Origin of the sequence: Serratia sp. Tan611, assembly GCF_905188235.1 — a bacterium.
In the GTDB taxonomy this organism is placed as follows: domain Bacteria; phylum Pseudomonadota; class Gammaproteobacteria; order Enterobacterales; family Enterobacteriaceae; genus Serratia_B; species Serratia_B rhizosphaerae.
Genome location: NZ_LR994655.1, coordinates 2,915,610 through 2,941,194 on the forward strand (window position 1 = coordinate 2,915,610; position 25,585 = coordinate 2,941,194).

A 25,585-nucleotide genomic window follows, 5' to 3' on the forward strand; every position below is an offset into this window, starting at 1 on the left:
TATTTTAAGATTAATAAACTCCGGGATGATGGCATACATCACCATCACCAAGTAATATCGGCCTGTTGTTATAAATTTTGTCTATGACAAAAAATCATAAGGCCCGGAGCCGGGCCTTATTAATAAGAGAAACTATGCATCCGCACCGGCGGCTAAAATAGCGTACTGCGTTCAACCTCCGTCAGCAGCATACCGGCCCGTAACCCCAGCGCAACCTGCGGATTGGGGAACAAAATCCATTCCTTGGCATGTTGCACCCGATAGGCCTCACCGCTCTGCTCGCTGATCAGCCGGCCCTGCTCCAGCTCGGTAAAGTTGGCTGTATCATCGTTCAGGTGCAGCACAAAGTCCTGCTGGCGCTTAATCAGCGACTGCTCTACGTGGAAAACGCGGATCGCCGGCCCCTGACGCGGCGACGGCGCTTCGCCGCTGACCAGCCCCTGCAACGCACGGTTGATGGCGGCAAACTGCGCCAGATCGTTCTGTCCGAACGGACGCGCCTTGCCTAACTCCAGCGTACAGCTGGCCGCCGCCAGGTGCTCGCTGGTAAAGTGGCTGAAGGTGCCGCCCGGCGCCCGGTGAACCACCAGCGCGTCCAGCTCTGCCGCATCCAGCCGGGCCAGCAGCTGCGGATGATAACTACGCGTCTGGAACGGTAAAATGCCAAAGCGCGGCAGGCGTGATTCGCGGATGGCGGTATGCAGATCGTAATGGAAGCGCTCTGCCGTTTCATGCTGAAAAAAGTTCGTCGCCAGTTGCTCCAGCTGCTGCGCGCGCGCCGTTTCGCCGCTGGCCGGAAAATCACGGTAGCGGCCGCCAAACATGCGGTTCATATCGGCATGCAGATAGCGCCGGTCGGCGCGCATTGCCGCCGGGTTGCCCAGCACCACCAACAAACGCACCGTCAATGCCCGCACGCCGCGTAAAACATCGCCGACCAGTTGGTTAAGCAGCTCAATCGGCGCGGTTTCATTGCCATGAATACCGGCGGAAAGCAGCACCGCCTGTTGGTAGCCCTGTTGCGGACAGATCTCCAGCAGCCCTTCCCCTAACCAGCGCCAGCGCAGCGTCGCCGTCTCCCCCTGCTGCGCCGCAGGCACTTCACCCGCCAAGGTCATGGCCAATAGATCAAACATGCATCCTCCGTCGGTTTAAATATATTTATCTGGCTCACTGCTGGAAGGGATAAATCGACCCTAATCCCATGATGGAAGTCAGCGCATCCAACGCCTCCCGCCCTTCGCGCAGCAGCTGCGGATCGGCCAGGTCGGCGGCCGTCAGGCGGTCGCGGTAATAGCGATCGACCCAGTCATTCAGCGTGGCGAACAGTTGATCGCTCATCATCACCCGCGGATTGACGGCGCTAAGCTCTTCCTCGTTCAGCGCCACCCGCAGCCGCAGACAGGCCGGGCCGCCGCCGTTGCGCATGCTCTCGCGCAGCGCAAACACCTGGATCTGGTCGATCGGCCCTGCGCCGGCCACCATATCATTCAGATAGCTCCACACGCCGGCGTGCTCACGTGACTCTTCCGGCACCACAATCATCATTTTGCCGTCGGGCTTGGTCAGCAGCTGGCTGTTGAACAGGTAGGTTTCCACCGCGTCTGCGACGGAAACCCGCGCCGTCGGCACCTCAATCGCCATCAGTTCGCTGTCGACAGCGGCCATTTTGCGGCGCAGCTCGTCCAGCGCCTGTCGCTGATGCAAAAACGCCTGCTGGTGATGGAACAACACCTGCTGATTACTGACCGCAATCACATCGTTATGGAACACGCCCTGATCGATGACCGCCGGGTTCTGTTGAATAAAGACCGTATGCTGCTCATCCAACTGGTGCAGACGGGCAATCGCCTCGCTGGCCTCACGCGTCTGACGCGCCGGGTAGCGTGTCGGCTCACATTCGCCGCCAAACTCCTGCCGGCCATAGACAAACACCTGCACCCCGCGCCGGTGGTAGTCGCTCCCCAGGCGGTTATGGTTAGCCGCGCCCTCATCGCCGAACAGCGCCACCTGCGGCAGCGGATCGTGATGGACAAAATGGCGCGCGTCGCTGAATATCGCCTGCAGCGCGGCGGACGTGGTGTCCGCCTCAATCGCGCGGTGAAACTTATTATTCAGGTTGGCAGGGGTGAAATGTACTTTGCCATCGGCGCTGTCGGCCGACGGTGATACGGTGGCCGCATTGGCGGTCCACATCGACGAGGCTGAACCTACCGCCGACAGCAGGCGCGGTGAAGTGCGCTGCGCCTGCGCCAGCACCGCTTCATCGCTGCCGCTGAACCCCAAACGCCGCAGCGTCGGTAAATGCGGACGCTCCTGCGGCGGCAGCACGCCCTGCTGAAAACCGAGATCGGCCAGCGCCTTCATTTTCAGCAGCCCCTGTTTGGCCGCCAGTTTGGGATTGGAAACGCTGTTCTGATGCTGCGTAGATGCCTCATTACCAAACGACAGTCCGGCATAATGGTGACTCAGCCCCACCAATCCGTCGAAATTGACCTCATATCCCGCCATACGGCTCTCCCAGGGCCGGCAATCAGCCGGCCCCTTTCGCGATTAATTAAAGGACACGCCAGGGGACAAACTGGCCGGCATCTGCAAGGTTTCGCTTTCCAACGACGCCATCGGCCAGGCGCAATAGTCCGCCGCGTAGTAAGCGCTGGGGCGATGGTTGCCCGACGCGCCAACCCCGCCGAACGGCGCGGCGCTGGATGCGCCGGTCAACGGTTTATTCCAGTTGACGATACCGGCGCGCGCTTCCAGCAGCAGTTGCTCAAACTGGGCGCGCTGCGGCGAGATCAGTCCCACCGACAGGCCGTAACGCGTCTGATTGGCGATGCGTAGCGCCTGGTCGAAGTCGTCATAGCGAATAATGGTGGTCAGCGGCCCGAAGTACTCCTCGTCCGGCAGAGCCGGCACCTCGCTGACATCGATGATTCCCGGGCTGAGCAGCGCGCTGCCGCTTTCCAGCCGCTGCATGGTCAGCAGCGCCTTGCCGCCGAGCGACAGCAGGTGGTGCTGCGCCGCCAGCATTTTCTCTGCCGCCGGCGAAGAGATCACCCCGCCCATAAACGGCTGCGGTTCGGCGTCCCAGCGGCCGACGCGCAGCGCGGCCGCTACCTGCACCAGACGCTCGATAAAGGCATCGCCCTGCGCGCCGCGTTTCACCAGAATACGCCGTGCGCAGGTGCAACGCTGTCCGGCGGAGATGAACGCCGACTGGATAGCCAGATTAACCGCGGCATCGCAATCGTCGATCTCTTCCACGATCAGCGCGTTATTGCCGCCCATTTCCAGCGCCAGAATCTTCTCCGGTTGCCCCGCCAGCTGGCGATGCAGCTGGTAACCGGTGCCTGCGCTGCCGGTAAATAACAGGCCGTCAATCTGCGGGTTGGCCGCCAGCGCTTCACCGGTTTCCCGCCCGCCCTGCACCAGGTTGATCACCCCGTCCGGCAGCCCGGCCTGCAGCCACAGCTTCAGCGTCACTTCCGCCGTTAACGGCGTCAGCTCGCTGGGCTTGAACACCACGCTGTTACCCGCCAGCAGCGCCGGAACAATATGGCCGTTAGGCAGGTGCCCCGGGAAGTTGTAAGGGCCGAACACCGCCAACACTCCGTGCGGACGGTGACGCAGCGTCGCCGCGCCGTCAGCCATTTCGCTGCGGCTTTCGCCGGTGCGGGCCTGGTAAGCCTGCAAGGAAATGCCCACCTTGCCGATCATCGCCTGTACTTCGGTCAGCGTTTCCCAGCGTGGTTTTCCGGTTTCACGGCTGATGGTTTCCGCCAGCTGCGCCTTATGTTCTTCCAGCAGCGCAGCGAAGCGCTTCACCAGCCGCTCGCGTTCGGCAAACGGCGTGCGCGCCCAGGCAGGAAACGCGCTGCGCGCCGCTTCGCAGGCGGCATCCACGTCGCCGGCATCGGCGCCGTTGGCCTGCCACAACGGTTGATTATCAACCGGGTCGGTTTTACTGAACGCCGCGCCGTGTCCCGGGCGCCAGACGCCATTAATTAACTGTGCCGCATGTGACATTAAACTTTCTCCTGTGTAAAAAGGGCCACCACGCGCACCGGGCTGCCCTGCTCCACGCCGAGCGCCGCAGCGGTGGCGGCGTTCATGTGCAGACGGTCGTCATACAGATCGGCCGCGACCAGCAGCGCGCGATAGTGTTGATAGTTTTCGTTGGCCACCAGCAGCAGCGGCGCATCGGCGCGCATCGGCTTCTCATCTAGCACCACTTTTACCAGCCGGCTGTGTTTCACCGCGCGGATATCGTCGATTTCCGCTTCCAGCGTCGGGCCGCCGTCGAAGATATCGACATAACCCTGATAGCGCAGGCCTTCGGCCTCCAGTAAACGGCGCGCCGGCACGGTGTGCGGATGCACTTCGCCAATCACCTGCTGCGCATCCTGCGACAAAAAATCAACGTATAGCGGGTGCTTCGGCATCAGCTCGGCGATAAACGCTTTCTGGCCGGTGCCGCTCAGATAGTCCGCCTCGGCGAACTCAATCGAAAAGAAGTGGCTGCCGACGTTTTCCCAAAACGGCGAACGGCCGTCTTCATCGGAAAAACCGCGCATTTCGGCAATCAGTTTGCGCGCGAAGCGCTCGCGGAAAGCGGCGATAAACAAGAAACGCACTTTAGACAATAATTTGCCGTTTTCACCGTGACGGTAGTCCGGATCGAGGAACAGCGTGCAGAGTTCGGAATGGCCGGTGTGGTCATTGCTGAGAAACAGCGTCGGCACCGTTTTGTAGACGCCCAGCGGCTTGGAGGCATGCACCTGTGAGCCAACCCGGAAGCTGTACCACGGCTCCGTCAGTCCCACTGCGACCTCAATGGCGCTGACGCCCACTACCTGCTGGCGCTCGCTGTCTTCCAGCACAAACAGATAGCACTGTTCACCGGGGGGAAGTTCGCCTTGCCAGGTTTTCAGCGCCCGCTCAATGCGTGCCGACAAGGTATCTTCATTTTGCGGCAAAGAGGTGAGGCCAATACCGGATTTACCGGCCAGCGTCAGCAGATCTGACAAATCACGACGCTCAATGGGGCGAATAATCATCATAATGCGAACCTCTACGTCATTCGGCGGCGCCGCTGACGACGCCGCCGAGAAATTAGCTGCAAATACGTGCTACCGCTCGCGCAAAGCGCGCCAGACCTTCGCGTACGTCCGCTTCCGGGATCACCAATGACGGCGTGAAGCGCACCACATTCGGCCCGGCGATCAGCGCGATCACCCCTTCTTCATTGGCATACTGGGTAATTTGTTTGGCTTTGCCGGCATAGTCCGGCTTCAGCACGCAGCCAATCAGCAGGCCGCCGCCGCGGATTTCAGAGAAAATCGGGTACTGCTGATTAATTTTATTCAGCTCCTCGATAAACCACAGATGGCGCTGCTTCACCCCGTTCAGCACTTCCGGCGTATTGATCAGCGAGAACACCGCACCGGCCACCGCCGTCGCCAGCGGGTTACCGCCGTAGGTGGTGCCGTGCGTGCCGACGCCGAGGGTTGTCGCCAGCGCATCGGTGGTCAGCATCGCGCCGATCGGGAAGCCGCCGCCCAGCGCTTTGGCGGTGGTCAGCACATCCGGTACCACGCCGTACTGCGTATAGGCGTACAGATCGCCGGTGCGGCCCATACCGGTTTGCACCTCATCGAAAATCAGCAGCGCGTTGTGGCGATCGCACAGCTCGCGCAGCCCCTGCAGGAATTCACCGTCGGCCGGCAGCACGCCGCCTTCCCCCTGAATCGGCTCGACGATCACCGCGCAGGTGCGGTCGTTAATCATTTCCGCCGCCGCGGCCAGATCGTTATACGGCGTATGGGTGATGCCGCCCGGCAGCGGCGCAAAGTCCTGCGAATACTTCGGCTGCCCGCCGGCGGAAACGGTAAACAGCGTGCGGCCGTGGAAGGCATTGTTGAAGGCCACAATCTGGTTTTTCTCGGCACCGAACTTATCCAGCGCATATTTGCGCGCCAGCTTCAGCGCCGCTTCGTTAGCTTCAGCGCCGGAGTTACAGAAAAAGACTTTGTCGGCGAAAGTGGCGTCAATCAGCATCTTCGCCAAGCGCAGCACCGGCTCGTTGGTATAACCGTTGCCCAGGTGCCACAGTTTGCCGGCCTGCTCCACCAGCGCCGCCTTCACCACCGGATGCGCATGCCCCAGCGCGTTCACCGCAATACCGCCGGCAAAGTCGATATACTCTTTACCCTGCTGATCCCAGACGCGGGAACCCTCGCCGCGCACCAGAATAAAATCGGCGGGAGCATAAACCGGGATCATCCAGTCGTCGAAAGACTGGCGGGTAACTGCGATTGGCTGTTCCATAGTGACCTCATGACGTAAGCGAAAAACAGATTTTTGAGCCGAAGGGCCGTTTCTGCACGGTAAAGCGATACAACAATACAAAAAACCGCTCGGAATCTGATGGCGCCTGGCGATGATAATGCTCTCTTTCACCGGCGTTTGAGATACAAATCTGTTACATAAAGGCGATTTTTTACTATATCTGTCGTGTAGCTCAGCCAGCAACGGGCCATTAATGTTAACGGACAGTTAAAATACATGCCGTCTGATAAAGAGTGTAGAGCAGTTATCGTGCCAATAGCGGATTTGGGAGGTATTTCTCATTTTTTTTCGTTAAAACAACGGCTTATATTGCATATGTATGCAAGTTTTATGCATTTGTACTGCATAAATGTAAAAACGCAGCCTGAAAACGCCATAGGCAACGAAATACTATTCATTAGCAAAAAGTTTTGTTTTTTCTGATCGCGCTCGCAAAAAATAAGCGGCCTAACGAATGTCGGCCGCCCGGCCATGCGCCATTACGGTGCAAATGCTCTATTTTGCCCCAGCAATATGGGGGGGAAATTCCCTAGGATTCTGCCGACAGCTGGCGGATCAGCTCGCCGAGGGTGCGGATCGCCGCCTCCAGCCGGTCACTCCACTCAAACGAGGCGTTCAGGCGGAAACAGTGGTTGAAATGGTCGCCGGTCGTAAACATACGGCCGGGCGCAATACTGATGCCCTGCGCCAGCGCGCGCTGGTACAGCGCCATCGCCGACAAGCCCGGCGCCAGCTCCAGCCATAAAAAATAGCCGCCGTCCGGCTGGCTGACGTTGACCGTCGGGGGAAAATAATGCGCAATCGCCTGACGCATCGCGCTTTGCCGCTGCGCCAGCAGGCGACGTAAACGCCGCAAATGCGTGTCATAACCGCCGTGCAGCAAGTAATCGGCGATCGCCATCTGCATCGGTACGCTGGCGGATACGGTGCTCATCAGTTGCAGACGCTGGATCTGTGCGGCATGCCGGCCGGCGGCGACCCAGCCGACGCGAAACCCCGGCGCCAGACACTTGGAAAAGGACGAGCAGTGCAGCACCAGTCCGTCCGTGTCCAGCGCCTTGGCCGGCAGCGGCCGTTCAGCGCCAAAATAGAGCTCGCCGTAGACATCATCCTCAATCAGCGCGATCTGCCGCTGCCGCAGTAGCGCCACCAGCCGCTGTTTATTGACCTCCGGCATCGTGGCGCCCTGCGGGTTCTGGAAATGGGTCATCAGCCAGCAGGCCTTGATCGGATACTGCGTCAGCGCCTGTTCCAACGGCTCCAGTTCAATACCGTGCTGCGGATGGGTCGGTATCGCCACCGCTTTCAGCCGCAGCCGCTCCAGCGCCTGTAGCGCGCCGTAAAAAGCCGGCGACTCAATGGCCACATAGTCGCCGGGTTGTGTGACAGCCTGCAGGCTAAGGCTGAGCGACTCCATCGCGCCGGCGGTAATGACAATTTCATCCGGCGCCACCTGCATGCCGCTTAACGCATAGCGCTGCGCAATATTGCGCCGCAGCGCATCATTGCCCGGCGGCAGGTTAACCAGCGAACTGTGCGGCGTGAACTTGCGCGCCACGCTGCTGAGCGCCCGCGCCAGTTTCGGCTGGGTAAACAGCGTCGCATCCGGAAACGCCGAACCGAATGGCACAATCTGCGGATCCTTGCAGGCCTGCAACACGTCGAAAATAAAGGCGTTGATATCCACCTGCTCGCTCAGCAGCAGCTTTTCGCCGTGCGTCGCCTGCGGCAACGGCTGCGGCCGGGCGGCCACGTAATAGCCGGACTGCGGGCGCGCCACGATCCAGCCCTGGCTTTCCAGCAGTTGGTAGGATTGCACCACCGTCATCAGGCTGAGTCCCGCACGCCTGCCGCTTTCCCGCAGAGAAGGCAATTTATCGCCGGCGCGCCACACCCGGTTTTGGATCTGTTCGCGGATTTGCTGCGCCAATTGTTCATATCGTGTCATAAATGCGCCAAAAGAAACTGTTATAGGTAAAAGTAAAATAACTGTCACTATTATAGTCAATGTACTCCGTGTTTAACTGACCACCAAGTTTTCTTTGCTTTCCGGCGATGATTTACGGGTGATTTTTCCGCCGCCAGACGGCCATCCGAACGCGGTTTCTCGCCGGGAGGTCATTGAAAAAAACACGTCTATACTGAAGAGGTCATGTTATGTACAACCCTAGGGGGCGCTATGCTGGGTCTTGATGCACTCGAGCTTGCCAGAATACAGTTCGCCTTCACCGTATCCTTCCATATTTTGTTCCCCGCAATCACCATTGGGCTAGCCAGCTATCTGGCAGTGTTGGAAGGTTTATGGCTGAAGACACAGGACGACACTTATCGGCAGCTCTATCATTTCTGGTCGAAAATTTTTGCCGTCAACTTTGGCATGGGGGTGGTCTCCGGTTTGGTGATGGCCTACCAGTTCGGCACCAACTGGAGCTTTTTCTCCGAATTTGCCGGCAATATCACCGGACCGTTGCTCACCTATGAAGTGCTCACCGCATTCTTCCTTGAGGCCGGTTTCCTGGGGGTCATGCTGTTCGGCTGGAATCGCGTCGGCCCTGGCTTGCACTTCTTCGCCACCTGTATGGTGGCGCTCGGCACGCTGATTTCCACCTTCTGGATCCTGGCGTCGAACAGCTGGATGCAAACGCCGCAGGGCCATGAAATCATCAACGGCCAGGTGGTGCCGGTGGAGTGGCTGAAGGTGATTTTCAACCCGTCATTCCCCTACCGGCTGCTGCATATGTCCACCGCGGCGTTCCTGGCTTCCGCCTTCTTTGTTGGCGCCTCCGCCGCCTGGCACCTGCTGCGCGGACGCGATACGCCGGCAATGCGCACCATGCTGTCGATGGCGATGTGGATGGCGCTGATCGTCGCCCCTATTCAGGCGTTTATCGGCGATGCGCACGGTCTGAATACCCTTAAACACCAGCCGGCCAAAATCGCCGCCATCGAGGGACACTGGGAGAACGTCGCCGGTGAAGCCACGCCGCTGATCCTGTTCGGCTGGCCGGATATGGAGCGGGAAGAGACGCGCTTTAAGCTGGAAATTCCCTACCTCGGCAGCCTGATCCTGACCCATAGCCTGACGGAGCAAATCCCGGCGCTGAAGTCCTTCCCGCCGGAAGATCGCCCCAATTCCACCATCGTATTCTGGAGTTTCCGCGTCATGGTGGCCATGGGCCTGCTGATGATTCTGGCCGGCGTCTGGAGCCTGTGGCTGCGCTGGCGCGGCGGCCTGTACCACTCGAAGCCCTTCCTCTACTTCGTACTGTGGATGGGGCCTTCGGGGCTGATCGCCCTGCTGGCGGGCTGGTTCACCACCGAAATAGGCCGTCAGCCGTGGGTGGTCTATGGCCTGCTGCGCACCAAGGACGCGGTTTCCGCCCACGGGGAACTGCATATGAGCATCAGCCTGCTGGCGTTTATCGTGGTGTACTGCTCGGTGTTCGGCGTCGGCTACGCCTATATGATGCGGCTAATCCGCAAAGGGCCGCAGCCGCATGAAGGCGAGCAGCCGGACGACACCGAAGGCCGGCCGGCGCGTCCGCTTTCCGCGGTCAAAGAGCATCTGGACGACAGGAGTTGAACATGGGTATCGATCTTCCGCTTATCTGGTTTTTGATTATCGTGTTCAGCACCATGATGTACGTGGTGATGGACGGTTTCGATCTGGGCATCGGCATCCTGTTTCCATGGGTCAAAGACAGCAGAGACCGCGACGTGATGATGAACACCGTCGCACCGGTCTGGGACGGCAACGAAACCTGGCTGGTGCTGGGGGGCGCCGCGCTGTACGGCGCCTTCCCGCTGGCCTATTCGGTGATCCTTGACGCGCTGGCCATTCCGCTGACGCTGATGCTGATCGGCCTGATTTTCCGCGGTGTGGCGTTTGAATTCCGCTTCAAGGCCACCGCCGACAAGCGTCATATCTGGGATAAGGCCTTTATTGGCGGCTCGCTGCTCGCCACCTTCTGTCAGGGTATCGTGGTCGGCGCCATTCTGAACGGCTTCCCGGTTGAGAACCGCGCCTATGCCGGCGGCCCGCTCGACTGGCTGACGCCGTTCGCGCTGTTCTGCGGCCTGGGACTGGTGGCGGCTTACGCCCTGCTCGGCTGTACCTGGCTGGTGATGAGAACCGCCGGCGAACTGCAGGCGCGTATGTACCGCCTGGCGACGCCGCTGCTGCTGGCTCTGCTGGTGATTCTGGCGCTGGTAAGCATCTGGACACCGCTGGCGCATCCGGAAATCGCCGACCGCTGGTTCAGCCTGCCGAACCTGTTCTGGCTGCTGCCGGTGCCGATTCTGGTGCTGCTGAGCGCCTGGGGCATCTGGCGCGGGGTGAATCACGACGCGCACTACTCGCCGTTTCTGCTGACGCTGTTGCTGGTGTTCCTTGGCCTGAGCGGGCTGGGCATCAGCATCTGGCCGCTGCTGATCCCGCCGTCCATCAGCCTGTGGGAAGCGGCATCGCCGATGCAGAGCCAGGGCTTTATGCTGGTAGGCGCGCTGTTCATCATCCCGATTATTCTGGTCTACACCTTCTGGAGCTACTACGTATTCCGCGGCAAGGTGAGCCATGAGCAGGGTTACCACTGATGAAGGAGGCGACGATGAAAGAGAAAGACGCCGCCCCCTGGTGGAAACGCGTCGGCTGGCTGGTGATCATCTGGAGCGCCAGCGTGCTGGGGCTGTTTGTGGTGGCGACGATTTTCCGCATGCTGATGACCGCCGCGGGGATGAAGTCGCACTGACCCCCGCCATCATCTCCCGCGCCGCCGGCACTATTTGCCGGCGGCGCCGTTCGGAAAGTAAAACGACACCACCAGCGTCACCAACGGCAATGCGCCGATTTTCAGCAGTTCGAACATCTGCCGCAGCGGCTGGTTGTCATCCCAGTAGGCATGGGCGGCAAATACGCCGGCGCTAATCACAAACAGACCGCTCAATACCTGCCTGGCCAGGCGCAACCGCTCCATTTCGTCAAATGTCGCCGTGGCGTCAAGGTACAGCGCGCCGACGTCCACCAGCTTCTCCCGCCGTTGCGCGCACATTAAAACAGCCCCTGCACCTTGCCGATCACTTCCAGTTCACCGCCGTCGGTGTCGCGCACCACGGCAAGCGTGGTGCCGTCCTGCCTTAACCAATGATGGTCGGCAAGCGCCAGTAACGAAAAGGCTTTCACAATCACCTCGGTTTTGGCTAATCCATGACGTGCGGCCATGGCGTTTAAACTGTCATCAATCTCATTGGAAACCAGTAACGGCAAACGACGCATATTCCACCTCCTGTGGCCTTGGCTAAGGTGGGAAGACTGTAACGCCATTGACGTCGCTGTTCAATTAGTGAACTGCGTAACGCTTCGCAGAAGCGACAGGTTTTTCTCGGAAAATCATCGGGAAACAGCAAAGGGAAAAAAATCCGCGCTGGCAGACAGCGCGGATGGCAGGATTAACGACGGTTGCGCACCAACTGATAACGGCGGGTCAGATACTCGACCGGCGCGCTCCAGATATGCACCAGACGGCAGAACGGGAACAGCACGAACAGCGTCATCCCCAGCACCATATGCAGGCGGAAGATCAGCGCCACGCCGTCAAGGTGCTGCGACGCGCCGCCCTGGAAGGTCACCACCGCCTGCGCCCAGCCCACCAGCTTCATCATCTCGCTGCCGTCCATATGCTGGGCGGAGAACGGAATGGTCAGCAGCCCCAGACAGACCTGCACCACCAGCAGCGTCAGGATCAGAATATCGGCGACGCTGCTGGTTGCCCGCACCCGCGGGTTGGTCAGACGCCGCTTCAGCAGCAGTGCGCCGCCCGCCAACGTCATCAGGCCGCAGATGCCGCCGGCGATCATCGCCAGCTTCTGCTTCACGTCGATCGGCAAAAATGCCTGATACATCCAGTGCGGCGTCAACATGCCGAACAGGTGGCCGAAGAAAATTCCCAGGATGCCGATGTGAAACAGGTTGGAGGCCAGCCGCATCCCCTTTTTATCCAGCATCTGGCTGGAGCCGGCGCGCCAGCTGTACTGGCCGTAATCGTAGCGCAGCCAACTGCCGACCAGAAAAATCGTCCCCGCCAGATACGGATAAATATCGAAGAAAAACTGATTGAGAAATTGCATGATTAGCGTCCTTTGGTTCCGGTTAACGCATCCGACAGATCGAGATACTGCGGCGCCACCGCACCGGCGAAGCGCCGCTGGTGTGCGGTTTGCTGCGCGGAAGCACAGCCCTGCGGTTCGCCGAGAAACTTAATCTGTTCCTCTTCCCATACCGCATCCAACGCCTGCGGCGTATCATCGCGCGCCTCTGCGGCCACCTGCTGCTGCAGCGCCTGCGCCTGAATATCGCTGCCGGACAGCGCCAGCAGAATGTCGAACAGCACGCCGTATGCGCTGCCGCGCTGATGCAGGCGTGCGCCCAGCAGCGCCAGAATCGGCGCGATGTCCTGCAACCCCTCGCGCGCCGCCTCATGGCTGCGGCTGGCGAGATACTCCAGATACAGCGGCAGAAAATCCGGCAGTTCGCGGCTGTCGATCTGCAACCCGTCGGCGCGATACTGCGCCATCAGGTCGACCATCGCCTGCCCGCGGTCGCGCGATTCGCCGTGCACATGCTCAAACAGCAGCAGCGAGGTGGCGCGGCCGCGGTCAAACAGCTCGCAATAGTCGGCCTGCGTGTCCAGCAGCGGGCGGGCGCACAACTCGCGGATAAACTGCATCAACTGCGCGCTGTAGTGCAGATCCAGCTCGCAGGCCGGCTCCAGCGCCGCCAGCAGCTCATCCTGATGATCCCACAACGCCTGATCGGGATAGTCCAGCAGGCGGGCGATAATCCGTAATGTCATCATGAGGCATCCTCCGGACGCGCAGTTTTCTGCGACACGTCAATCGCATCGATACGGCGGCTGTTGAACAGGTTGAACTTACCGTCGCTGCCGTGGCAGCCGTCGCCGAAGCTGAAGCCGCAGCCTTTGCTTTCCGGGAAGGCCTCGCGCGCCAGCTCACGATGGCTGGACGGCACCACAAAGCGGTCTTCGTAGTTGGCGATCGCCAGATAGCGGTACATTTCCTGCGCCTGCGCTTCGCTCAGGCCCACCTGTTCCAGCGCGCTGGTGTCCACCACGCCGTCCACGCTTTCGGCGCGCTTGTAGTGGCGCATCGCCAGCATACGCTTCAGCGCCAGCAGCACCGGCGCGGTATCGCCGGCGGTCAGCAGGTTCGCCAGGTACTGCACCGGGATACGCAGGCTGTCGACGTCCGGCAGTACGCCGTTGTGCGCCAGCTCGCCGGCATCCGCCGCCGACTGAATCGGCGATAACGGCGGCACGTACCACACCATCGGTAAGGTGCGATATTCCGGGTGCAGCGGCAGCGCCAGCTTCCAGTCCATCGCCATTTTGTATACCGGCGACTGCTGCGCGGCGTCGATCACGCTCTGCGGCACGCCGTCCGCCAGCGCCTGGGCAATCACCGCCGGATCGTGCGGGTCGAGGAAGATATCCAGCTGGCTCTGATACAGATCCTGCTCATTTTCCGTCGCCGCCGCCTGTTCGATACGGTCGGCGTCATACAGCAGCACGCCCAGGTAGCGGATACGCCCGACGCAGGTTTCCGAACAGACGGTCGGCTGGCCGGCCTCGATGCGTGGGTAGCAGAAAATACATTTCTCCGACTTGCCGCTTTTCCAGTTAAAGTAGATTTTCTTGTACGGGCAGCCGGTCAGACACATGCGCCAGCCGCGGCACTTGTCCTGGTCAATCAGCACAATGCCGTCTTCGCCGCGCTTATAGATAGCGCCGCTCGGGCAGGTCGCCACGCACGCCGGATTCAGACAGTGCTCGCACAGGCGCGGCAGATACATCATGAAGGTGTTTTCAAACTGGCCGTACATCGCCTTTTGCATATTGGCGAAGTTTTTATCCTGCGAGCGCTTTTCAAACTCGCCGCCGAGGATCTCTTCCCAGTTCGGGCCGTTCTCGATCTTCTTCATGCGCTGGCCGGTGATCAACGAGCGCGGCCGGGCGATCGGCTGCTGCTTGCCCTGCGGCGCGGTATGCAGATGCTGGTAGTCGTAATCAAACGGTTCGTAGTAATCATCCAGCGCCGGCACGTGCGGGTTGGCGAAAATCTTCGACAGCACGCCGACGCGGCTGCCCATGCGCGGCTCCAGTTTGCCGTTGATTTTGCGGATCCAGCCGCCTTTCCATTTGTCCTGATCTTCCCAGGCGTGCGGATAGCCGACGCCCGGCTTACTTTCCACGTTGTTGAACCACGCGTATTCCATACCTTCGCGGCTGGTCCAGACGTTCTTACAGGTGACCGAACAGGTATGACAACCGATGCATTTGTCCAGATTCAGCACCATGCCGACTTGCGAACGAATTTTCATTTGGCTTTCTCCTGCTGGCTGCCCTGGGTGTCGTCGTTACCTTCGCCATCCAACCAATCGATACGGTTCATCTTGCGCACTACCACAAACTCATCGCGGTTGGAGCCGACGGTGCCGTAGTAGTTAAAGCCATAGCTCAGCTGCGCATAGCCGCCGATCATATGCGTCGGTTTCGGGCAGACGCGGGTGACCGAGTTGTGGATACCGCCGCGCTGGCTGGTGATCTCTGACCCCGGAATATTAACGATGCGCTCCTGCGCGTGGTACATCATGGTCATACCGGCCGGAATGCGCTGGCTGACCACCGCACGGGCGGTCAGCGCGCCGTTGGCGTTGAACGCCTCAATCCAGTCGTTATCGGCAATGCCCAGATCGGCGGCGTCCTCCTCGCTCATCCAGACGATCGGCCCGCCGCGCGACAGCGTCAGCATCAGCAGGTTGTCGCTGTAGGTGGAGTGGATACCCCATTTCTGGTGCGGCGTCAGGAAATTCAGCGCCTTCTCTTTATTGCCGTTCGGCTGCCGGTTAAGCAGCGGCTGCGCGGCGCGGGTGTCGATCGGCGGACGGTAGACCAACAGGCTCTCGCCAAAGGCGCGCATCCACTCATGATCCTGATAAAGCTGCTGACGGCCGCTGAGGGTGCGCCACGGGATCAGCTCGTGCACGTTGGTGTAGCAGGCGTTGTAGGAGACGTGCTCGTCTTCCAGACCGGACCAGGTCGGGCTGGAAATAATCTTGCGCGGCTGGGCCTGAATATCACGGAAGCGAATCTTTTCATCTTCCTTGTTCAGCGCCAAATGCGTGTGATCCCGACCGGTGATGTTGCTGAGCGCCTGCCAGGCTTTTACCGCCACCTGGCCGTTGGTCTCCGGCGCCAGCGACAAAATCACTTCCGCCGCGTCAATCGCACTATCGATCTTCGGCCGGCCGGCCGCCGGGCCGTCGGTCTTCACGTAGTTCAGCTGTTTCAGGAAATCGATCTCCGTCTGGGTGTTCCAGCTGATGCCCTTACCGCCGTTGCCGAGCTTGTCCAGCAGCGGGCCTAGCGAGGTAAAGCGCTCATAGGTAGCCGGATAGTCACGCTCAACCACCATGATGTGCGGCGCGGTTTTGCCCGGAATAAGGTCGCATTCGCCTTTTTTCCAGTCCTGTACGCCCAGCGGCTGCGCCAGCTCGGCGGCGGAGTCATGCTGGATCGGCAACGTCACCACGTCGGTTTCCTGCCCCAGGTGGCCGACGCACACCTCAGAGAAGGCCTTGGCGATGCCCTTGTAAATTTCCCAGTCGCTCTTCGACTCCCAGGCCGGATCGACCGCCGCCGACAGCGGATGAATAAACGGATGCATATCCGAGGTATTCATGTCGTCTTTTTCATACCAGGTGGCGGTCGGCAGCACGATATCGGAATAGAGGCAGGTGCTGGACATGCGGAAATCGAGCGTCACCACCAGATCCAGCTTGCCTTCGCCGCCCTGATCCTGCCACTCCACGTCCTGCGGTTTAACGCCGCCCTGCTGTCCCAAATCCTTGCCCTGAATACCGTTTTCCGTCCCCAGCAGGTACTTCAGCAGGTATTCATGGCCTTTACCGGAGGATCCCAGCAGATTGGAGCGCCAGACGAACAGGTTGCGCGGGAAGTTCTGCGGGTTGTCCGGTTGCTCGGCGGCAAAACGCAGCGCCCCCTGCTTCAGGCTGTCGACGGTGTAATCCAACGGCGATTGTCCGGCCGCGGCCGCCTGCGCCGCAATCCGCAACGGGTTGGTGTTCAGCTGTGGCGCGGACGGCAACCAGCCCATACGTTCGGCGCGCACGTTGAGATCGATCAGGCTGCCGCTGAAGCGGGATTTATCCGCCAGCGGCGACAGCAGTTCCTCGGTAGCGACGGTTTCATAACGCCACTGGCTGGAGTGGTTGTAGAAGAATGAGGTGCCGTTCATCTGGCGCGGCGGTCGCTGCCAGTCGAGGCCGAAGGCCAGCGGCAGCCAGCCGGTCTGCGGCCGCAGCTTCTCCTGGCCGACGTAGTGCGCCCAGCCGCCGCCGCTCTGGCCGACGCAGCCGCAGAAGATCAGCATATTGATCAGACCGCGGTAGTTCATATCCATGTGATACCAGTGGTTCATACCGGCACCGACGATGATCATGGAACGACCGTGGGTTTTCTCGGCGTTCTCGGCAAATTCACGCGCGATGCGGATGATGTGATGACGGGAAACGCCGGTAATCTGCTCCGCCCACGCAGGGGAATAGGCCTTGATGTCGTCATAGCCGGCGGCGCAGTTGGCGTCGTCCAGCCCGCGATCGAGGCCGTAGTTCGCCAGCGTCAGATCGTAGACGCTGGCCACCAACGCCTCGCTGCCGTCCGCCAGCTGCAGACGTTTCACCGGCAGCTTATGGCGCAGCACCTGCTCCAGCGCCACGCTGTTGAAGTGTTCGCTTTCCGCGCCGCCAAAATACGGGAAACCGACCTCGGCCACCTCATCGTGCGACCCCAGCAGGCTCAGCTGCAGCTCAACCTCCTGCTGCGCCTGGCCGGCGCGCTGCTCCAGGTTCCATTTACCCTGCTCTCCCCAGCGGAAGCCGATCGCCCCCTGCGGCGCCACCAGTTGGCCGCTCTTTTCATCCAGCGCGACGGTTTTCCACTGCGGATTGTTGTCCTGCCCCAGCGCGTCCACCAGATCGCTGGCGCGCAGCATGCGGCCGGCGGCGTAATAACCCTCGTCGCGCGGCTCCAGCAGCACCAGCATCGGCATATCGGTATAGCGGCGCACGTAATCGCGGAAATAGCCGACCTGACGATCCAGATGAAACTCTTTCAGCATCACATGGCCCATCGCCAGCGCCATGGCGCTGTCGGTGCCCTGCTTCGGATTCAGCCACTGGTCGCAGAGTTTCGCCACTTCGGCGTAGTCCGGCGTCACCGCCACGGTTTTGGTGCCCTTGTAGCGCACCTCGGTAAAGAAGTGGGCGTCCGGCGTGCGAGTCTGCGGCACGTTGGAACCCCAGGCGATAATGTAGGAGGAGTTATACCAGTCGGCGGATTCCGGCACGTCGGTCTGCTCACCCCAGGTCATCGGCGACGCGGGAGGTAAATCGCAGTACCAGTCGTAGAAGCTCAGACAGGTGCCGCCGATCAGCGACAGGTAACGCGCGCCGGACGCGTAGGACACCATCGACATCGCCGGGATCGGCGAAAAACCGATAATACGGTCTGGGCCGAAGGTTTTTGCGGTATAGACGTTGGAGGCGGCAATCAGTTCGTTCACCTCCTGCCAGCTGGAACGCACAAAGCCGCCGCGGCCGCGGGCGATTTTATAGCTCTTGGCCTTGTCCGGATCGCTGACGATAGCGCCCCAGGCCTCGACCGGATCGCTGTGCTGCGCCTTGGCTTCACGCCACAGTTTCAGCAGGCGTTTGCGCATCAGCGGATATTTCAGGCGGTTGGCGCTGTACAGATACCAGGAGTAGCTGGCGCCGCGCGGGCAGCCGCGCGGTTCGTGGTTCGGCAAGTCGGGGCGGGTGCGCGGATAGTCGGTCTGCTGGGTTTCCCAGGTGACCAGGCCATTTTTCACGTAGATCTTCCAGCTGCACGAACCGGTGCAGTTGACGCCGTGGGTCGAACGCACGATTTTGTCGTGCTGCCAGCGGCTGCGGTAGCCGTCTTCCCAATCTCGGTTGCTGTCAAGCGTCTGGCCATGTTCGCCAGAGAACGGTTCCGCCAGCTGTTTAAAGTAGCGGAACCGGTCTAAAAATTTGCTCATCCGGAGTTCTCCTGAAGGCTCTTATCGTTATTTTCCCTCACTGCCCGGCGCCTGCGCCGGGGTTCGGGTCTGGGGTCATCATGATGGACGTCATTGCTCAATCTGCGGCCAAGGCTACTGATGCAAAGGCGGCGGCAAATTGATTGCGATCAACACAACATGATGGGAAAAACGCGGGCAGGCGCGGCAATACCCCTTTTGGATAACGCCAGAAAACTCAATTTGATATTGATTTATAACAAGAAATTAAAAACGTCGCCGCCGGTGCATATCTTGCGCATTGCTGCCGGCTATTTGGGGGTACTCCTGCGCCGCAGCGGCGGCAAACCGGATTCAGCGATGCAGCCACCGATGGGTGCTGCCCAGCGGCGGCAGTGGTATCTCCAGCTCGCGGCGTGTCTGATGACGCCAGCCATCCGGCAACTGCAGACGCAGCGTCACCGGGCGCGCCTCCGGATTGGCGACCAGCAGCAGCGCACGGTCGCCACGCACGAAGATTCGCGCCGCCGCTGCGGATCCCGGCAATTTCAGCGTTACACCGTCACCCGTAAGCAAGTAAGGGCTGAAACCGTTAACCTGACGAGCCACACGGGCGATACCGCGCCACTGCGTCTCAAACGCCGCGCGGTCAAAATGGCCACGCCGCTGCTGATAAAACAGGTCGTTATAGGAATAAAACAGCAGCCCGCGCGCGCCGCCGATCAGCGCCAGCCAGGCCTGGGTGCGGACTTCATCTTCCGTCGGCGCCCGCGCAGAACGCCGGTCATCATAGGCGGCATGATCCATAATCTGAATCACCATCCAGGCGCCCTTCACCCCGCGCGCCGCGCGCACGGTTTGCTGCGTATCATGCAGGGTGCGGCGCAGGTGAGGCTCCGAACCGACCGGATAGGGATCGGTCGCCAAAATATCCGCACTGTTGAAATAGTCATCCAGCGTGGCGGTTTTATTCAGCACCTGAAACGTCGGGTGGTGGCGGTCAAGCCGCTGCACCTGCTGGTGCCTGGCCGCAATCTGCGGCAGAAACTCCAGCCCCAGCTCATCATTGATATACCAGGCCAGTAAATTAGGCTGGTTTTTCAGCCGGTTAATCTGGGCGGCGGCCAACGCCGCATAGCTGCCGCGCGTCGCCGGCGCAAAACGGCTGCCGGCATAGAGATCTTTGATGGCGTAGATAACCTGCAGCCCGTGACGCCGGCTGCGGCGAAAAAAAGCGTCGGCGTCCTTGCCAACGCCATAACGGTAATTGAGCACGCTGTTGAAACCGGCGGCGGCGATACGCGCCAGATCATCATCGCCGCTGCGGGTGGTGTAAATCCCCAGCGGAAATATCCGTTCGCCGCGGCGACGGGTAAACCCCTGTCCGTCAATCGCCACCGTCGGCGTCGGCTGACCGATATCCAGCGCGATCTCACTGCTGCGGCTGCGCCCCGTCGGCGCTTCGGTCACCTGCTGACGCAGGCGATATTCCCCCGGCGGCAACGGCGGCGGCGTATAACCCAGCCAATAGCGCCCGGCGATATAGCGCCGCTGGTTCGTCTGGTCGACAACTTTGCGCTGCCGATCGAGCAGCACGCTGCTGACCGTCACCCACTGTGGATGCGGCGTTTCAATCAGCGTGCGACCGCCCGCCGGATAGAGCGCCGCCTGCGGCGACAGCACGCAGGCATACGCATCGTCGAACCACGCCGTCCCGGTGGTGCCACGGCGCAGATACAGCCCCAGCGTCACCCGCGCCGCCCGCCGGGGCACGCGATACAAGGCCGAGATATGCCGCCAACCGCTGTTGCCGACGATTCCCGTCGGATAGCGCCCCTCCAGAAAACGCCCCTGTGCATCAAAACTCTGGATATACACGCTGGCGCCGCGATCCTGCGGCGCCCCCTGCAGCCCGTGCCCTTTCAGCCAGGCGCCAAACGCGATAGCCTGTCCGGGCTGCGCCGCGACCGTCTGGCTAAAGGTGTGGTAACGGGCGGCATCCTGATTGTGATAGCGCAGGCTGGCCCTGCCGCCGTGCGCCGCGCTATCCTCTCCGGCACCTTCGCCGCGCCAGCCCTGCAGCCCCTGTTCGAAACCGGGGTTTTGCAGTAGATTCGGCGCACACTCCTGCGGCGGCATCCCCTGCAGCAGCGCGGCGGCGGCAATCGCCGGCATCAAACCGCTCATTGCCGCTTCATCGCCGCATTCAACAGGTAAGCAAAAAACAGGTAACAAGATTTCTGGTACGACAGCCCCAGATACTGACGGTAGATTTTCCACTGCCAGTCCGCCGCCTGCAGCTTATTGCCGGACAGCGAATGGTCGGAAACCCGGTAAAATGCCAGCGGTTCCGGCACGCAGTACGCCAGGCCGTTGTATGCCCGTTCCAGCACCGCCAGCCACATCAGGTAATCTTCATGCCCCACCGGCTGCTGATAGACCTTACCGGTGCGCCGCTGATTGTAGATACCGGTCAGGTTGCCGATGCGGTTGCTCCTGAGCATCGCCGGGTAGTCGATAACCTCCGCCGCGCCGCGGTAGTTCTTCACCTGATGCAGATCCTGCTCAAAGGTGTAATAGTGCGAGCACACCACGTCGTAGCGGCCGGACTGCAAAATCTCCACCTGCCGCGCCAGCTTGTTGCCCAGCCACACGTCATCGCTGTCGCAAAACGCCAGGTAGTCGCCGCGGGCCATATCGATACCGATATTGCGCGTGGCCGCCACCCCCAGGTTGCGCGGGTTGCGAATATAGGTCACACGCTCATTCCTCAGCGACGCCACAATGTCCGCCGTCTCATCGGTGGAGGCGTCGTCAATCACATACAGCTGAAAGTCGGTAAAGCTCTGGTTGAGCACGCCCAGAATCGATGCCCTGACGGATGCCGCTGCGTTATAGGCCGGCATAATAACTGATACTTTTTCCATATGTTCCTCACGTGATAATCCGTTGCCACAAGGGGTAAATACGTTCCGGCGTAAAGCGCTGCGCCTGCCGCCACGAAGCGTGCGCAAAGCGTAGCCGCAGTGCGTTATCCGCCATCAGCGCCAGCACCCGTTCGCAGAACTGCGGGCTGTCGCCGTCCGGCACCAGATAGCCGTTCACCCCGGACTCAATCAGTTCCGCCGGCCCGGTTTGACAGTCATAAGCCACCAGCGGCAGGCCAAAACTCAGCGCTTCAATCAGCACCATCGGCAACCCCTCGTAACGGGAGGTCATCAGATACAGACTGGCCTGACGGTAATAGCGCGCCACGTCCGGCGTCGCCGGCAGCAAAGAGACCTGACGCTCCAACCCCGCCTGCGCAATCTGCCGTTGCAGCGCCGGCCGCGCCGGGCCATCACCGACGATCAACAGCTGCCATGACGGCGCCTGACGGGCGATCTGCCGCCAGGCGTCAATCAACCGGTCAAAGCCTTTCTGTTCGGTGAGCCGGCCGATGGCCAAGGCGACGTTGCGCCGTTGACCGCAGTCGGGCGGCTGCGGCGTAAACGGCGAAACGTTCTCGATCACCAGGCATTTATCCTGCCGGATCCAGCGGCCGATCCGCGCCCGATCTCGGTGCGTCAGCAAAATCACCCGGTCGCCCAAGGCATAAATCAGCAGTTTCAGCCAGCGCATCGGCCACGGATACTGCTGAAAACTGACGTGTTCACTGAGCAGCAGCCGGCTATCGGGACACAGCAGGCGCAAATACGGCGTCATCACCACCGACAAACGCCCCATCGAGACGACAATGATGGCGTCGTAACGCCCGCGCCGCAGCGCCCACGCCAGCCGCCATGGCCAACACGGTGCCCGGCTGCCGATCGGGCGCAGCGTCACCGACTGCGACAGCGGAAAAAACGCCCGCTCGCCGCCGAAAGAGAACAGCGTGACCCGCATGTCGTCGCTGTCAGCCAGCGCATTGGCCAGGCCGCTGGCGACGCGTTCGGTTCCGCCTTTCCCGGCGATATTCTCAATAACAATGGCAATATTGCGTGACGTCATTTCACCTCCGAAAACCGTTGCGGGCATGGCGCAGCAGACGACCGCCCAGCGGAAAAAGACCTAACCGCGTCAGGCAGTCGCCGTACAGCTTGATCAGTTTGAATTTGCCGCTCAGCGAGTGCTGAAGAGTGCGCGAAGAGTAATAACTGAACGCCTGCTGATTCTCGCTGTAGAGGGAAGCCAGCAGATGTTTGCAGGCGAAGCCGCTGATATGCTGCGCGCTTGAGGACAGGAACGCGTCGATAAACAGATCGCTGGCTTCCAGGTTCAGTCGCGTGCTCATCCGACTGGCGCGGCCAACGTCCAGATACACTCCTCCGCCGGCATCGTGGGCAATCTGCGCCCCCAGATTGGTGGCGTTGACCAGAAAACCCCAGTCCTGGTGCTTATACAGAAATTCGGGAAACAAAAAGCGTCGATCGCTTTTTTTACGCATGCTGATGGTGGAAGAACGGATGTCGCCCATCTCCAGGAACAGGAAATCTTCCCCGGCGCTGCCGCTCTGATACTGGAAGGTATAGTCGCGCACCGATACGCCGCTCACCTCGGCGTAATTACCAAAAATAATGTCAATACTGACGTCTTCGTGGTATTTCAGACGGCGGATAATATAGTTGGTGGTGAAGTAGTCGTCGGCGTCGAGAAAAAACACCACCTCCGCCTCCGCCAGCCGCACGCCCAGATTGCGCGATACCGCCGCATTGCTCTTTTGCTTCTTCTCATGCAGCATTACCTGACTGTGGGCGCAGGCAATTTGCCGCACCTGAGCGATATCAATCGCATCCGAGCCGTCATCCACCAGAATCACCTGGTAGTCGAATCCCCGACAGGCGGCAAAAATGCGGGAGAGCGTCTTCGGTAAAAATCCTGCGCTGTTATAAATTGGCATAACAATTGAGAAATCCATTTCTTACCTCAAGGATAATGGTGGGTAATCGCGTTTATCTGCGGTAACGGAGGGCATGGAGCAATGTCGGCGGCATGCCCTCCGTTACTCGGTAAAGTAGCCGCCCCATTCCTGCTCGATGCGCTCCGGCATCAGGCGGGATAAACCTGCGCCGGGCGTAAACGTCAGCTCGCCGAAGTAGACCCGCTCCCCCACCTGATAAAAATCGACCCGCAGATAGGAAAACTGCTGCGCCGTCAGGCGCGCCAGGCGCAGCATGTCCGCCAATTGCGACGGTGCGGCCAGAGGCTGCTCGGCGTTAGGCAGGACAAGGCGAATTTCCGTACGGTTCCAGTTTTCATCGAAAACATCCCGCCGGTGTTCGCCAAAACGCTGGTAATCCACCTGAATAAAAATGCGAATCACGCCATCGCGGTTGAAGCAGTGAAACTTGAGATCGTGCGGCACCTCGCCGTTTTCCAGCAGCAACCGTTCGACCATGATGCATGGCTCAATATCGCGGTAGTGCCGCTCACGGCTTTGCTGATAAAAATTGGCGCGCATCCAGCACCGGGTTTGATCGTAGAGTTCGGCGTAGCTGACCTGTTCCTTATCAAACACCAGCCGGTTATAACCGCTGCCGTGGTTGGCCTTGAGCACGAACTGGCGTGGCAGACGGCGAAATACGTCATAACTCAGTTCCGCGCCGTGCGCGTACAGTTCAATCAGATAGGCGTCACCCCAAAGCCCGGCGATAAACTCGCGCACTTTGTATTTATCCGACAGCATGGTGTAAACGCTGCGCGGATAAATCTTGCGCCGCATCAACTTCTCGCTATAGCCGCGCGGGTGCGCCAGACGCGGCCACCGCTTAAAGTACATCGCATATTTCACCTGATGGTGCAGCGCATCGGGCAAACACCGAACGATCCCTTTCAATAAACGATTAAGCATGCCGCCTCCTTAGCGTGCGAATAAAACGTGGCAGAGCGTAATAACAGGTCAGTTGCAAACGGACGATCCGTCCGCCGCGGAAAAAAGCGTTTAACACAAACAGTGAGAAAAATTCAGCCAGCAGCGTCGACAGCGCCGCGCCGGGCAACCCGTAACGCGGGATCAGCATGGCGTTCATCACCACGTTGGCCAACGCCACCAGCGGCATCTTCAGCGCAATAAAACGGTAACCGGCCAACAGCACCATGCTGCGATACGCCACCGTCCCCAGCACCGAAAACAGCGCGGTCAGGGTACTCATCGCCAAAACATCGGCGGCCGGGCGGAATGCCTCGCCATACAGCCACGTCACCAGCGGCGTGGCGTAGCCGCCCAGTATCAGCAGCGCCGGCAGAGAAATCAGCAGCGCCAGCAGGCACAGCAGACGGATACGGTATTCCCGTTCCGGACCGGCGGCGCAGCGGGCAATCCCCGGCATCAGCGACGTCACCAGCGCCAGAGGAATAAAGATCCAGCCCTGGCCCAGCGTTACGGCGGCGCTGTACCAGCCTACCGCCTGCGGCCCGAGCAGATTGCCGAGCATGATTTGATCGATGCGGGTATAGATGACGATCGACAGCCCGGCAGCGGCCAGCGGCAGACCGACACGCAGCAGGTAGCGGCCATAGCGCCGCGTCGCGCGCGCGTTAAACGGCGCCGGCGGTGAGCCGCGACGAAACAGCCACAGACGCGTCAGGTAAGGCAGCGCGCTGGCGATAAGATACGGCACGGCAAACCACACCAGCGGCAGCGCCGCGCCGATCAACGCCAGCCGCAGGACGATCGCCAGCGCTAACGCCAGGTTGTTAATCAGCGTATTGCGCTTCGCCTGCAGCCGGGCATCGTAGTAAATCTTGTAAACGTCCTGGACGGAAAAATAGGCGCTTGCCAGCAGCAGCGTGCTCATCCAGGTTTGCGGCGCCGGATGGTGATAAAAACTCCATAACCACAGCGGCAGCGCCAGCAGTAAAAACAGCCGCCGCCGCAGCTGCATAGAGGCCATCATCAGCCGGACGCCGCTGTCAGGGCGGCGGGCAACGCGGTTGAAGATCACGCTGTCGGCGCCCAGCTGCACCAGCGGCACCACAATAGCGATCGTCGCCAGCAGATAGTTCAGCGCGCCGAACTGCGCCGGCCCCAGATAACGCGCCACATAGACGGAAACGAACACGCCCGACAGGCTGAGCGATACCCGCTCCAGCATCAGCCAGAACGCATTGTGCAAAATCGCCTTCATAG

21 protein-coding genes are annotated in these 25,585 nt (G+C 60.5%); 3 read left to right on the top strand and 18 right to left on the bottom strand.

Translation table 11 applies throughout. The features are described from left to right. Positions 1-152: 152 nt before the first annotated feature. The 6 genes from astE to TAN611_RS13880 all read right to left on the bottom strand — a co-directional run bounded on the left by astE (position 153) and on the right by TAN611_RS13880 (position 8,296). Positions 153-1,136 carry a succinylglutamate desuccinylase gene (gene astE / locus TAN611_RS13855; RefSeq protein WP_187044537.1) on the bottom strand — a complete coding sequence of 328 codons (984 nt, stop codon included), beginning with the start codon at positions 1,134-1,136 and terminating at the stop codon, positions 153-155. A 34-nt stretch (positions 1,137-1,170) separates the two neighbouring features. Further along, the gene (gene astB / locus TAN611_RS13860; RefSeq protein ID WP_203066583.1) at positions 1,171-2,511 is read right to left on the bottom strand and encodes an N-succinylarginine dihydrolase; all 1,341 of its coding nucleotides are present in this window, start codon (positions 2,509-2,511) and stop codon (positions 1,171-1,173) included. A 42-nt stretch (positions 2,512-2,553) separates the two neighbouring features. Beyond that, entirely contained in the window at positions 2,554-4,026 is a 1,473-nt protein-coding gene (gene astD / locus TAN611_RS13865) for a succinylglutamate-semialdehyde dehydrogenase (RefSeq protein ID WP_105231515.1), read from the bottom strand. Further along, positions 4,026-5,060 carry an arginine N-succinyltransferase gene (gene astA / locus TAN611_RS13870; protein ID WP_105233402.1) on the bottom strand — a complete coding sequence of 345 codons (1,035 nt, stop codon included), beginning with the start codon at positions 5,058-5,060 and terminating at the stop codon, positions 4,026-4,028. Before astA ends, astD begins: the two co-directional genes overlap by 1 nt. A gap of 52 nt (positions 5,061-5,112) precedes the next feature. After that, on the bottom strand, positions 5,113-6,327 hold the full coding sequence (locus TAN611_RS13875) for an aspartate aminotransferase family protein (protein ID WP_105231516.1): 1,215 nt from the start codon (positions 6,325-6,327) through the stop codon (positions 5,113-5,115). Between the two features lie 550 nt (positions 6,328-6,877). Continuing rightward, positions 6,878-8,296 (bottom strand): PLP-dependent aminotransferase family protein, encoded by a 1,419-nt coding sequence (locus TAN611_RS13880; protein WP_203066584.1) that lies wholly within the window; start codon positions 8,294-8,296, stop codon positions 6,878-6,880. A gap of 231 nt (positions 8,297-8,527) precedes the next feature. On the opposite strand from TAN611_RS13880, the gene TAN611_RS13885 reads away from it, so the two are divergent. Genes TAN611_RS13885 through TAN611_RS13895 form a run of 3 tightly spaced genes read left to right on the top strand, consistent with a single transcriptional unit; the run spans position 8,528 to position 11,096 of the window. After that, positions 8,528-9,931 (top strand): cytochrome ubiquinol oxidase subunit I, encoded by a 1,404-nt coding sequence (locus tag TAN611_RS13885; protein WP_105231518.1) that lies wholly within the window; start codon positions 8,528-8,530, stop codon positions 9,929-9,931. A gap of 2 nt (positions 9,932-9,933) precedes the next feature. Then, positions 9,934-10,941 carry a cytochrome d ubiquinol oxidase subunit II gene (gene cydB / locus TAN611_RS13890; RefSeq protein ID WP_105231519.1) on the top strand — a complete coding sequence of 336 codons (1,008 nt, stop codon included), beginning with the start codon at positions 9,934-9,936 and terminating at the stop codon, positions 10,939-10,941. Then, the gene (locus TAN611_RS13895) at positions 10,941-11,096 is read left to right on the top strand and encodes a DUF2474 domain-containing protein (RefSeq protein WP_370446954.1); all 156 of its coding nucleotides are present in this window, start codon (positions 10,941-10,943) and stop codon (positions 11,094-11,096) included. The genes cydB and TAN611_RS13895 overlap by 1 nt, the downstream gene beginning before the upstream one ends. 30 nt (positions 11,097-11,126) lie before the next feature. Here TAN611_RS13895 and TAN611_RS13900 read toward each other — a convergent pair whose 3' ends face one another. The 12 genes from TAN611_RS13900 to TAN611_RS13955 form a co-directional block, all read right to left on the bottom strand. After that, positions 11,127-11,396 carry a hypothetical protein gene (locus TAN611_RS13900; protein WP_105231521.1) on the bottom strand — a complete coding sequence of 90 codons (270 nt, stop codon included), beginning with the start codon at positions 11,394-11,396 and terminating at the stop codon, positions 11,127-11,129. After that, a complete protein-coding gene (locus TAN611_RS13905) occupies positions 11,396-11,620 on the bottom strand; it encodes a hypothetical protein (protein WP_105231522.1) in 225 nt (74 codons plus the stop codon). The genes TAN611_RS13900 and TAN611_RS13905 overlap by 1 nt, the downstream gene beginning before the upstream one ends. Before the next feature lie 173 nt (positions 11,621-11,793). Then, entirely contained in the window at positions 11,794-12,471 is a 678-nt protein-coding gene (gene narI / locus TAN611_RS13910) for a respiratory nitrate reductase subunit gamma (RefSeq protein ID WP_062778904.1), read from the bottom strand. A 2-nt stretch (positions 12,472-12,473) separates the two neighbouring features. Continuing rightward, positions 12,474-13,199 carry a nitrate reductase molybdenum cofactor assembly chaperone gene (gene narJ / locus TAN611_RS13915; RefSeq protein WP_203066585.1) on the bottom strand — a complete coding sequence of 242 codons (726 nt, stop codon included), beginning with the start codon at positions 13,197-13,199 and terminating at the stop codon, positions 12,474-12,476. Beyond that, positions 13,196-14,740: a nitrate reductase subunit beta gene (gene narH, locus TAN611_RS13920; protein WP_105231525.1), complete on the bottom strand. Its 1,545-nt coding sequence runs from the start codon at positions 14,738-14,740 to the stop codon at positions 13,196-13,198. Before narH ends, narJ begins: the two co-directional genes overlap by 4 nt. After that, a complete protein-coding gene (locus TAN611_RS13925; RefSeq protein ID WP_203066586.1) occupies positions 14,737-18,498 on the bottom strand; it encodes a nitrate reductase subunit alpha in 3,762 nt (1,253 codons plus the stop codon). The genes narH and TAN611_RS13925 overlap by 4 nt, the downstream gene beginning before the upstream one ends. Positions 18,499-18,831: 333 nt before the next feature. Continuing rightward, the gene (locus tag TAN611_RS13930) at positions 18,832-20,664 is read right to left on the bottom strand and encodes a carbohydrate-binding protein CenC (protein ID WP_238404470.1); all 1,833 of its coding nucleotides are present in this window, start codon (positions 20,662-20,664) and stop codon (positions 18,832-18,834) included. Beyond that, positions 20,661-21,404, bottom strand: a complete 744-nt coding sequence (locus tag TAN611_RS13935; RefSeq protein ID WP_105231527.1) for a glycosyltransferase family 2 protein — start codon at positions 21,402-21,404, stop codon at positions 20,661-20,663. The genes TAN611_RS13930 and TAN611_RS13935 overlap by 4 nt, the downstream gene beginning before the upstream one ends. 7 nt (positions 21,405-21,411) lie before the next feature. Continuing rightward, on the bottom strand, positions 21,412-22,467 hold the full coding sequence (locus tag TAN611_RS13940; protein ID WP_105231528.1) for a glycosyltransferase family 4 protein: 1,056 nt from the start codon (positions 22,465-22,467) through the stop codon (positions 21,412-21,414). Position 22,468: 1 nt separating this feature from the next. Beyond that, on the bottom strand, positions 22,469-23,374 hold the full coding sequence (locus TAN611_RS13945; protein WP_105231529.1) for a glycosyltransferase family A protein: 906 nt from the start codon (positions 23,372-23,374) through the stop codon (positions 22,469-22,471). Between the two features lie 84 nt (positions 23,375-23,458). Further along, entirely contained in the window at positions 23,459-24,307 is an 849-nt protein-coding gene (locus TAN611_RS13950; protein WP_105231530.1) for an ATP-grasp fold amidoligase family protein, read from the bottom strand. Next, positions 24,300-25,583 carry a flippase gene (locus tag TAN611_RS13955; protein ID WP_187044529.1) on the bottom strand — a complete coding sequence of 428 codons (1,284 nt, stop codon included), beginning with the start codon at positions 25,581-25,583 and terminating at the stop codon, positions 24,300-24,302. Before TAN611_RS13955 ends, TAN611_RS13950 begins: the two co-directional genes overlap by 8 nt. Positions 25,584-25,585: the final 2 nt, after the last annotated feature.

What these genes read in the sequence shown, in the direction of transcription:
- astE (WP_187044537.1), bottom strand. Translation starts at nt 1,136, where the DNA reads ATGTTTGATCTATTGGCCATGACCTTGGCGGGTGAAGTGCCTGCGGCG.
- astB (WP_203066583.1), bottom strand. Translation starts at nt 2,511, where the DNA reads ATGGCGGGATATGAGGTCAATTTCGACGGATTGGTGGGGCTGAGTCAC.
- astD (WP_105231515.1), bottom strand. Translation starts at nt 4,026, where the DNA reads ATGTCACATGCGGCACAGTTAATTAATGGCGTCTGGCGCCCGGGACAC.
- astA (WP_105233402.1), bottom strand. Translation starts at nt 5,060, where the DNA reads ATGATGATTATTCGCCCCATTGAGCGTCGTGATTTGTCAGATCTGCTG.
- TAN611_RS13875 (WP_105231516.1), bottom strand. Translation starts at nt 6,327, where the DNA reads ATGGAACAGCCAATCGCAGTTACCCGCCAGTCTTTCGACGACTGGATG.
- TAN611_RS13880 (WP_203066584.1), bottom strand. Translation starts at nt 8,296, where the DNA reads ATGACACGATATGAACAATTGGCGCAGCAAATCCGCGAACAGATCCAA.
- TAN611_RS13885 (WP_105231518.1), top strand. Translation starts at nt 8,528, where the DNA reads ATGCTGGGTCTTGATGCACTCGAGCTTGCCAGAATACAGTTCGCCTTC.
- cydB (WP_105231519.1), top strand. Translation starts at nt 9,934, where the DNA reads ATGGGTATCGATCTTCCGCTTATCTGGTTTTTGATTATCGTGTTCAGC.
- TAN611_RS13895 (WP_370446954.1), top strand. Translation starts at nt 10,941, where the DNA reads ATGAAGGAGGCGACGATGAAAGAGAAAGACGCCGCCCCCTGGTGGAAA.
- TAN611_RS13900 (WP_105231521.1), bottom strand. Translation starts at nt 11,396, where the DNA reads ATGTGCGCGCAACGGCGGGAGAAGCTGGTGGACGTCGGCGCGCTGTAC.
- TAN611_RS13905 (WP_105231522.1), bottom strand. Translation starts at nt 11,620, where the DNA reads ATGCGTCGTTTGCCGTTACTGGTTTCCAATGAGATTGATGACAGTTTA.
- narI (WP_062778904.1), bottom strand. Translation starts at nt 12,471, where the DNA reads ATGCAATTTCTCAATCAGTTTTTCTTCGATATTTATCCGTATCTGGCG.
- narJ (WP_203066585.1), bottom strand. Translation starts at nt 13,199, where the DNA reads ATGATGACATTACGGATTATCGCCCGCCTGCTGGACTATCCCGATCAG.
- narH (WP_105231525.1), bottom strand. Translation starts at nt 14,740, where the DNA reads ATGAAAATTCGTTCGCAAGTCGGCATGGTGCTGAATCTGGACAAATGC.
- TAN611_RS13925 (WP_203066586.1), bottom strand. Translation starts at nt 18,498, where the DNA reads ATGAGCAAATTTTTAGACCGGTTCCGCTACTTTAAACAGCTGGCGGAA.
- TAN611_RS13930 (WP_238404470.1), bottom strand. Translation starts at nt 20,664, where the DNA reads ATGAGCGGTTTGATGCCGGCGATTGCCGCCGCCGCGCTGCTGCAGGGG.
- TAN611_RS13935 (WP_105231527.1), bottom strand. Translation starts at nt 21,404, where the DNA reads ATGGAAAAAGTATCAGTTATTATGCCGGCCTATAACGCAGCGGCATCC.
- TAN611_RS13940 (WP_105231528.1), bottom strand. Translation starts at nt 22,467, where the DNA reads ATGACGTCACGCAATATTGCCATTGTTATTGAGAATATCGCCGGGAAA.
- TAN611_RS13945 (WP_105231529.1), bottom strand. Translation starts at nt 23,374, where the DNA reads ATGGATTTCTCAATTGTTATGCCAATTTATAACAGCGCAGGATTTTTA.
- TAN611_RS13950 (WP_105231530.1), bottom strand. Translation starts at nt 24,307, where the DNA reads ATGCTTAATCGTTTATTGAAAGGGATCGTTCGGTGTTTGCCCGATGCG.
- TAN611_RS13955 (WP_187044529.1), bottom strand. Translation starts at nt 25,583, where the DNA reads ATGAAGGCGATTTTGCACAATGCGTTCTGGCTGATGCTGGAGCGGGTA.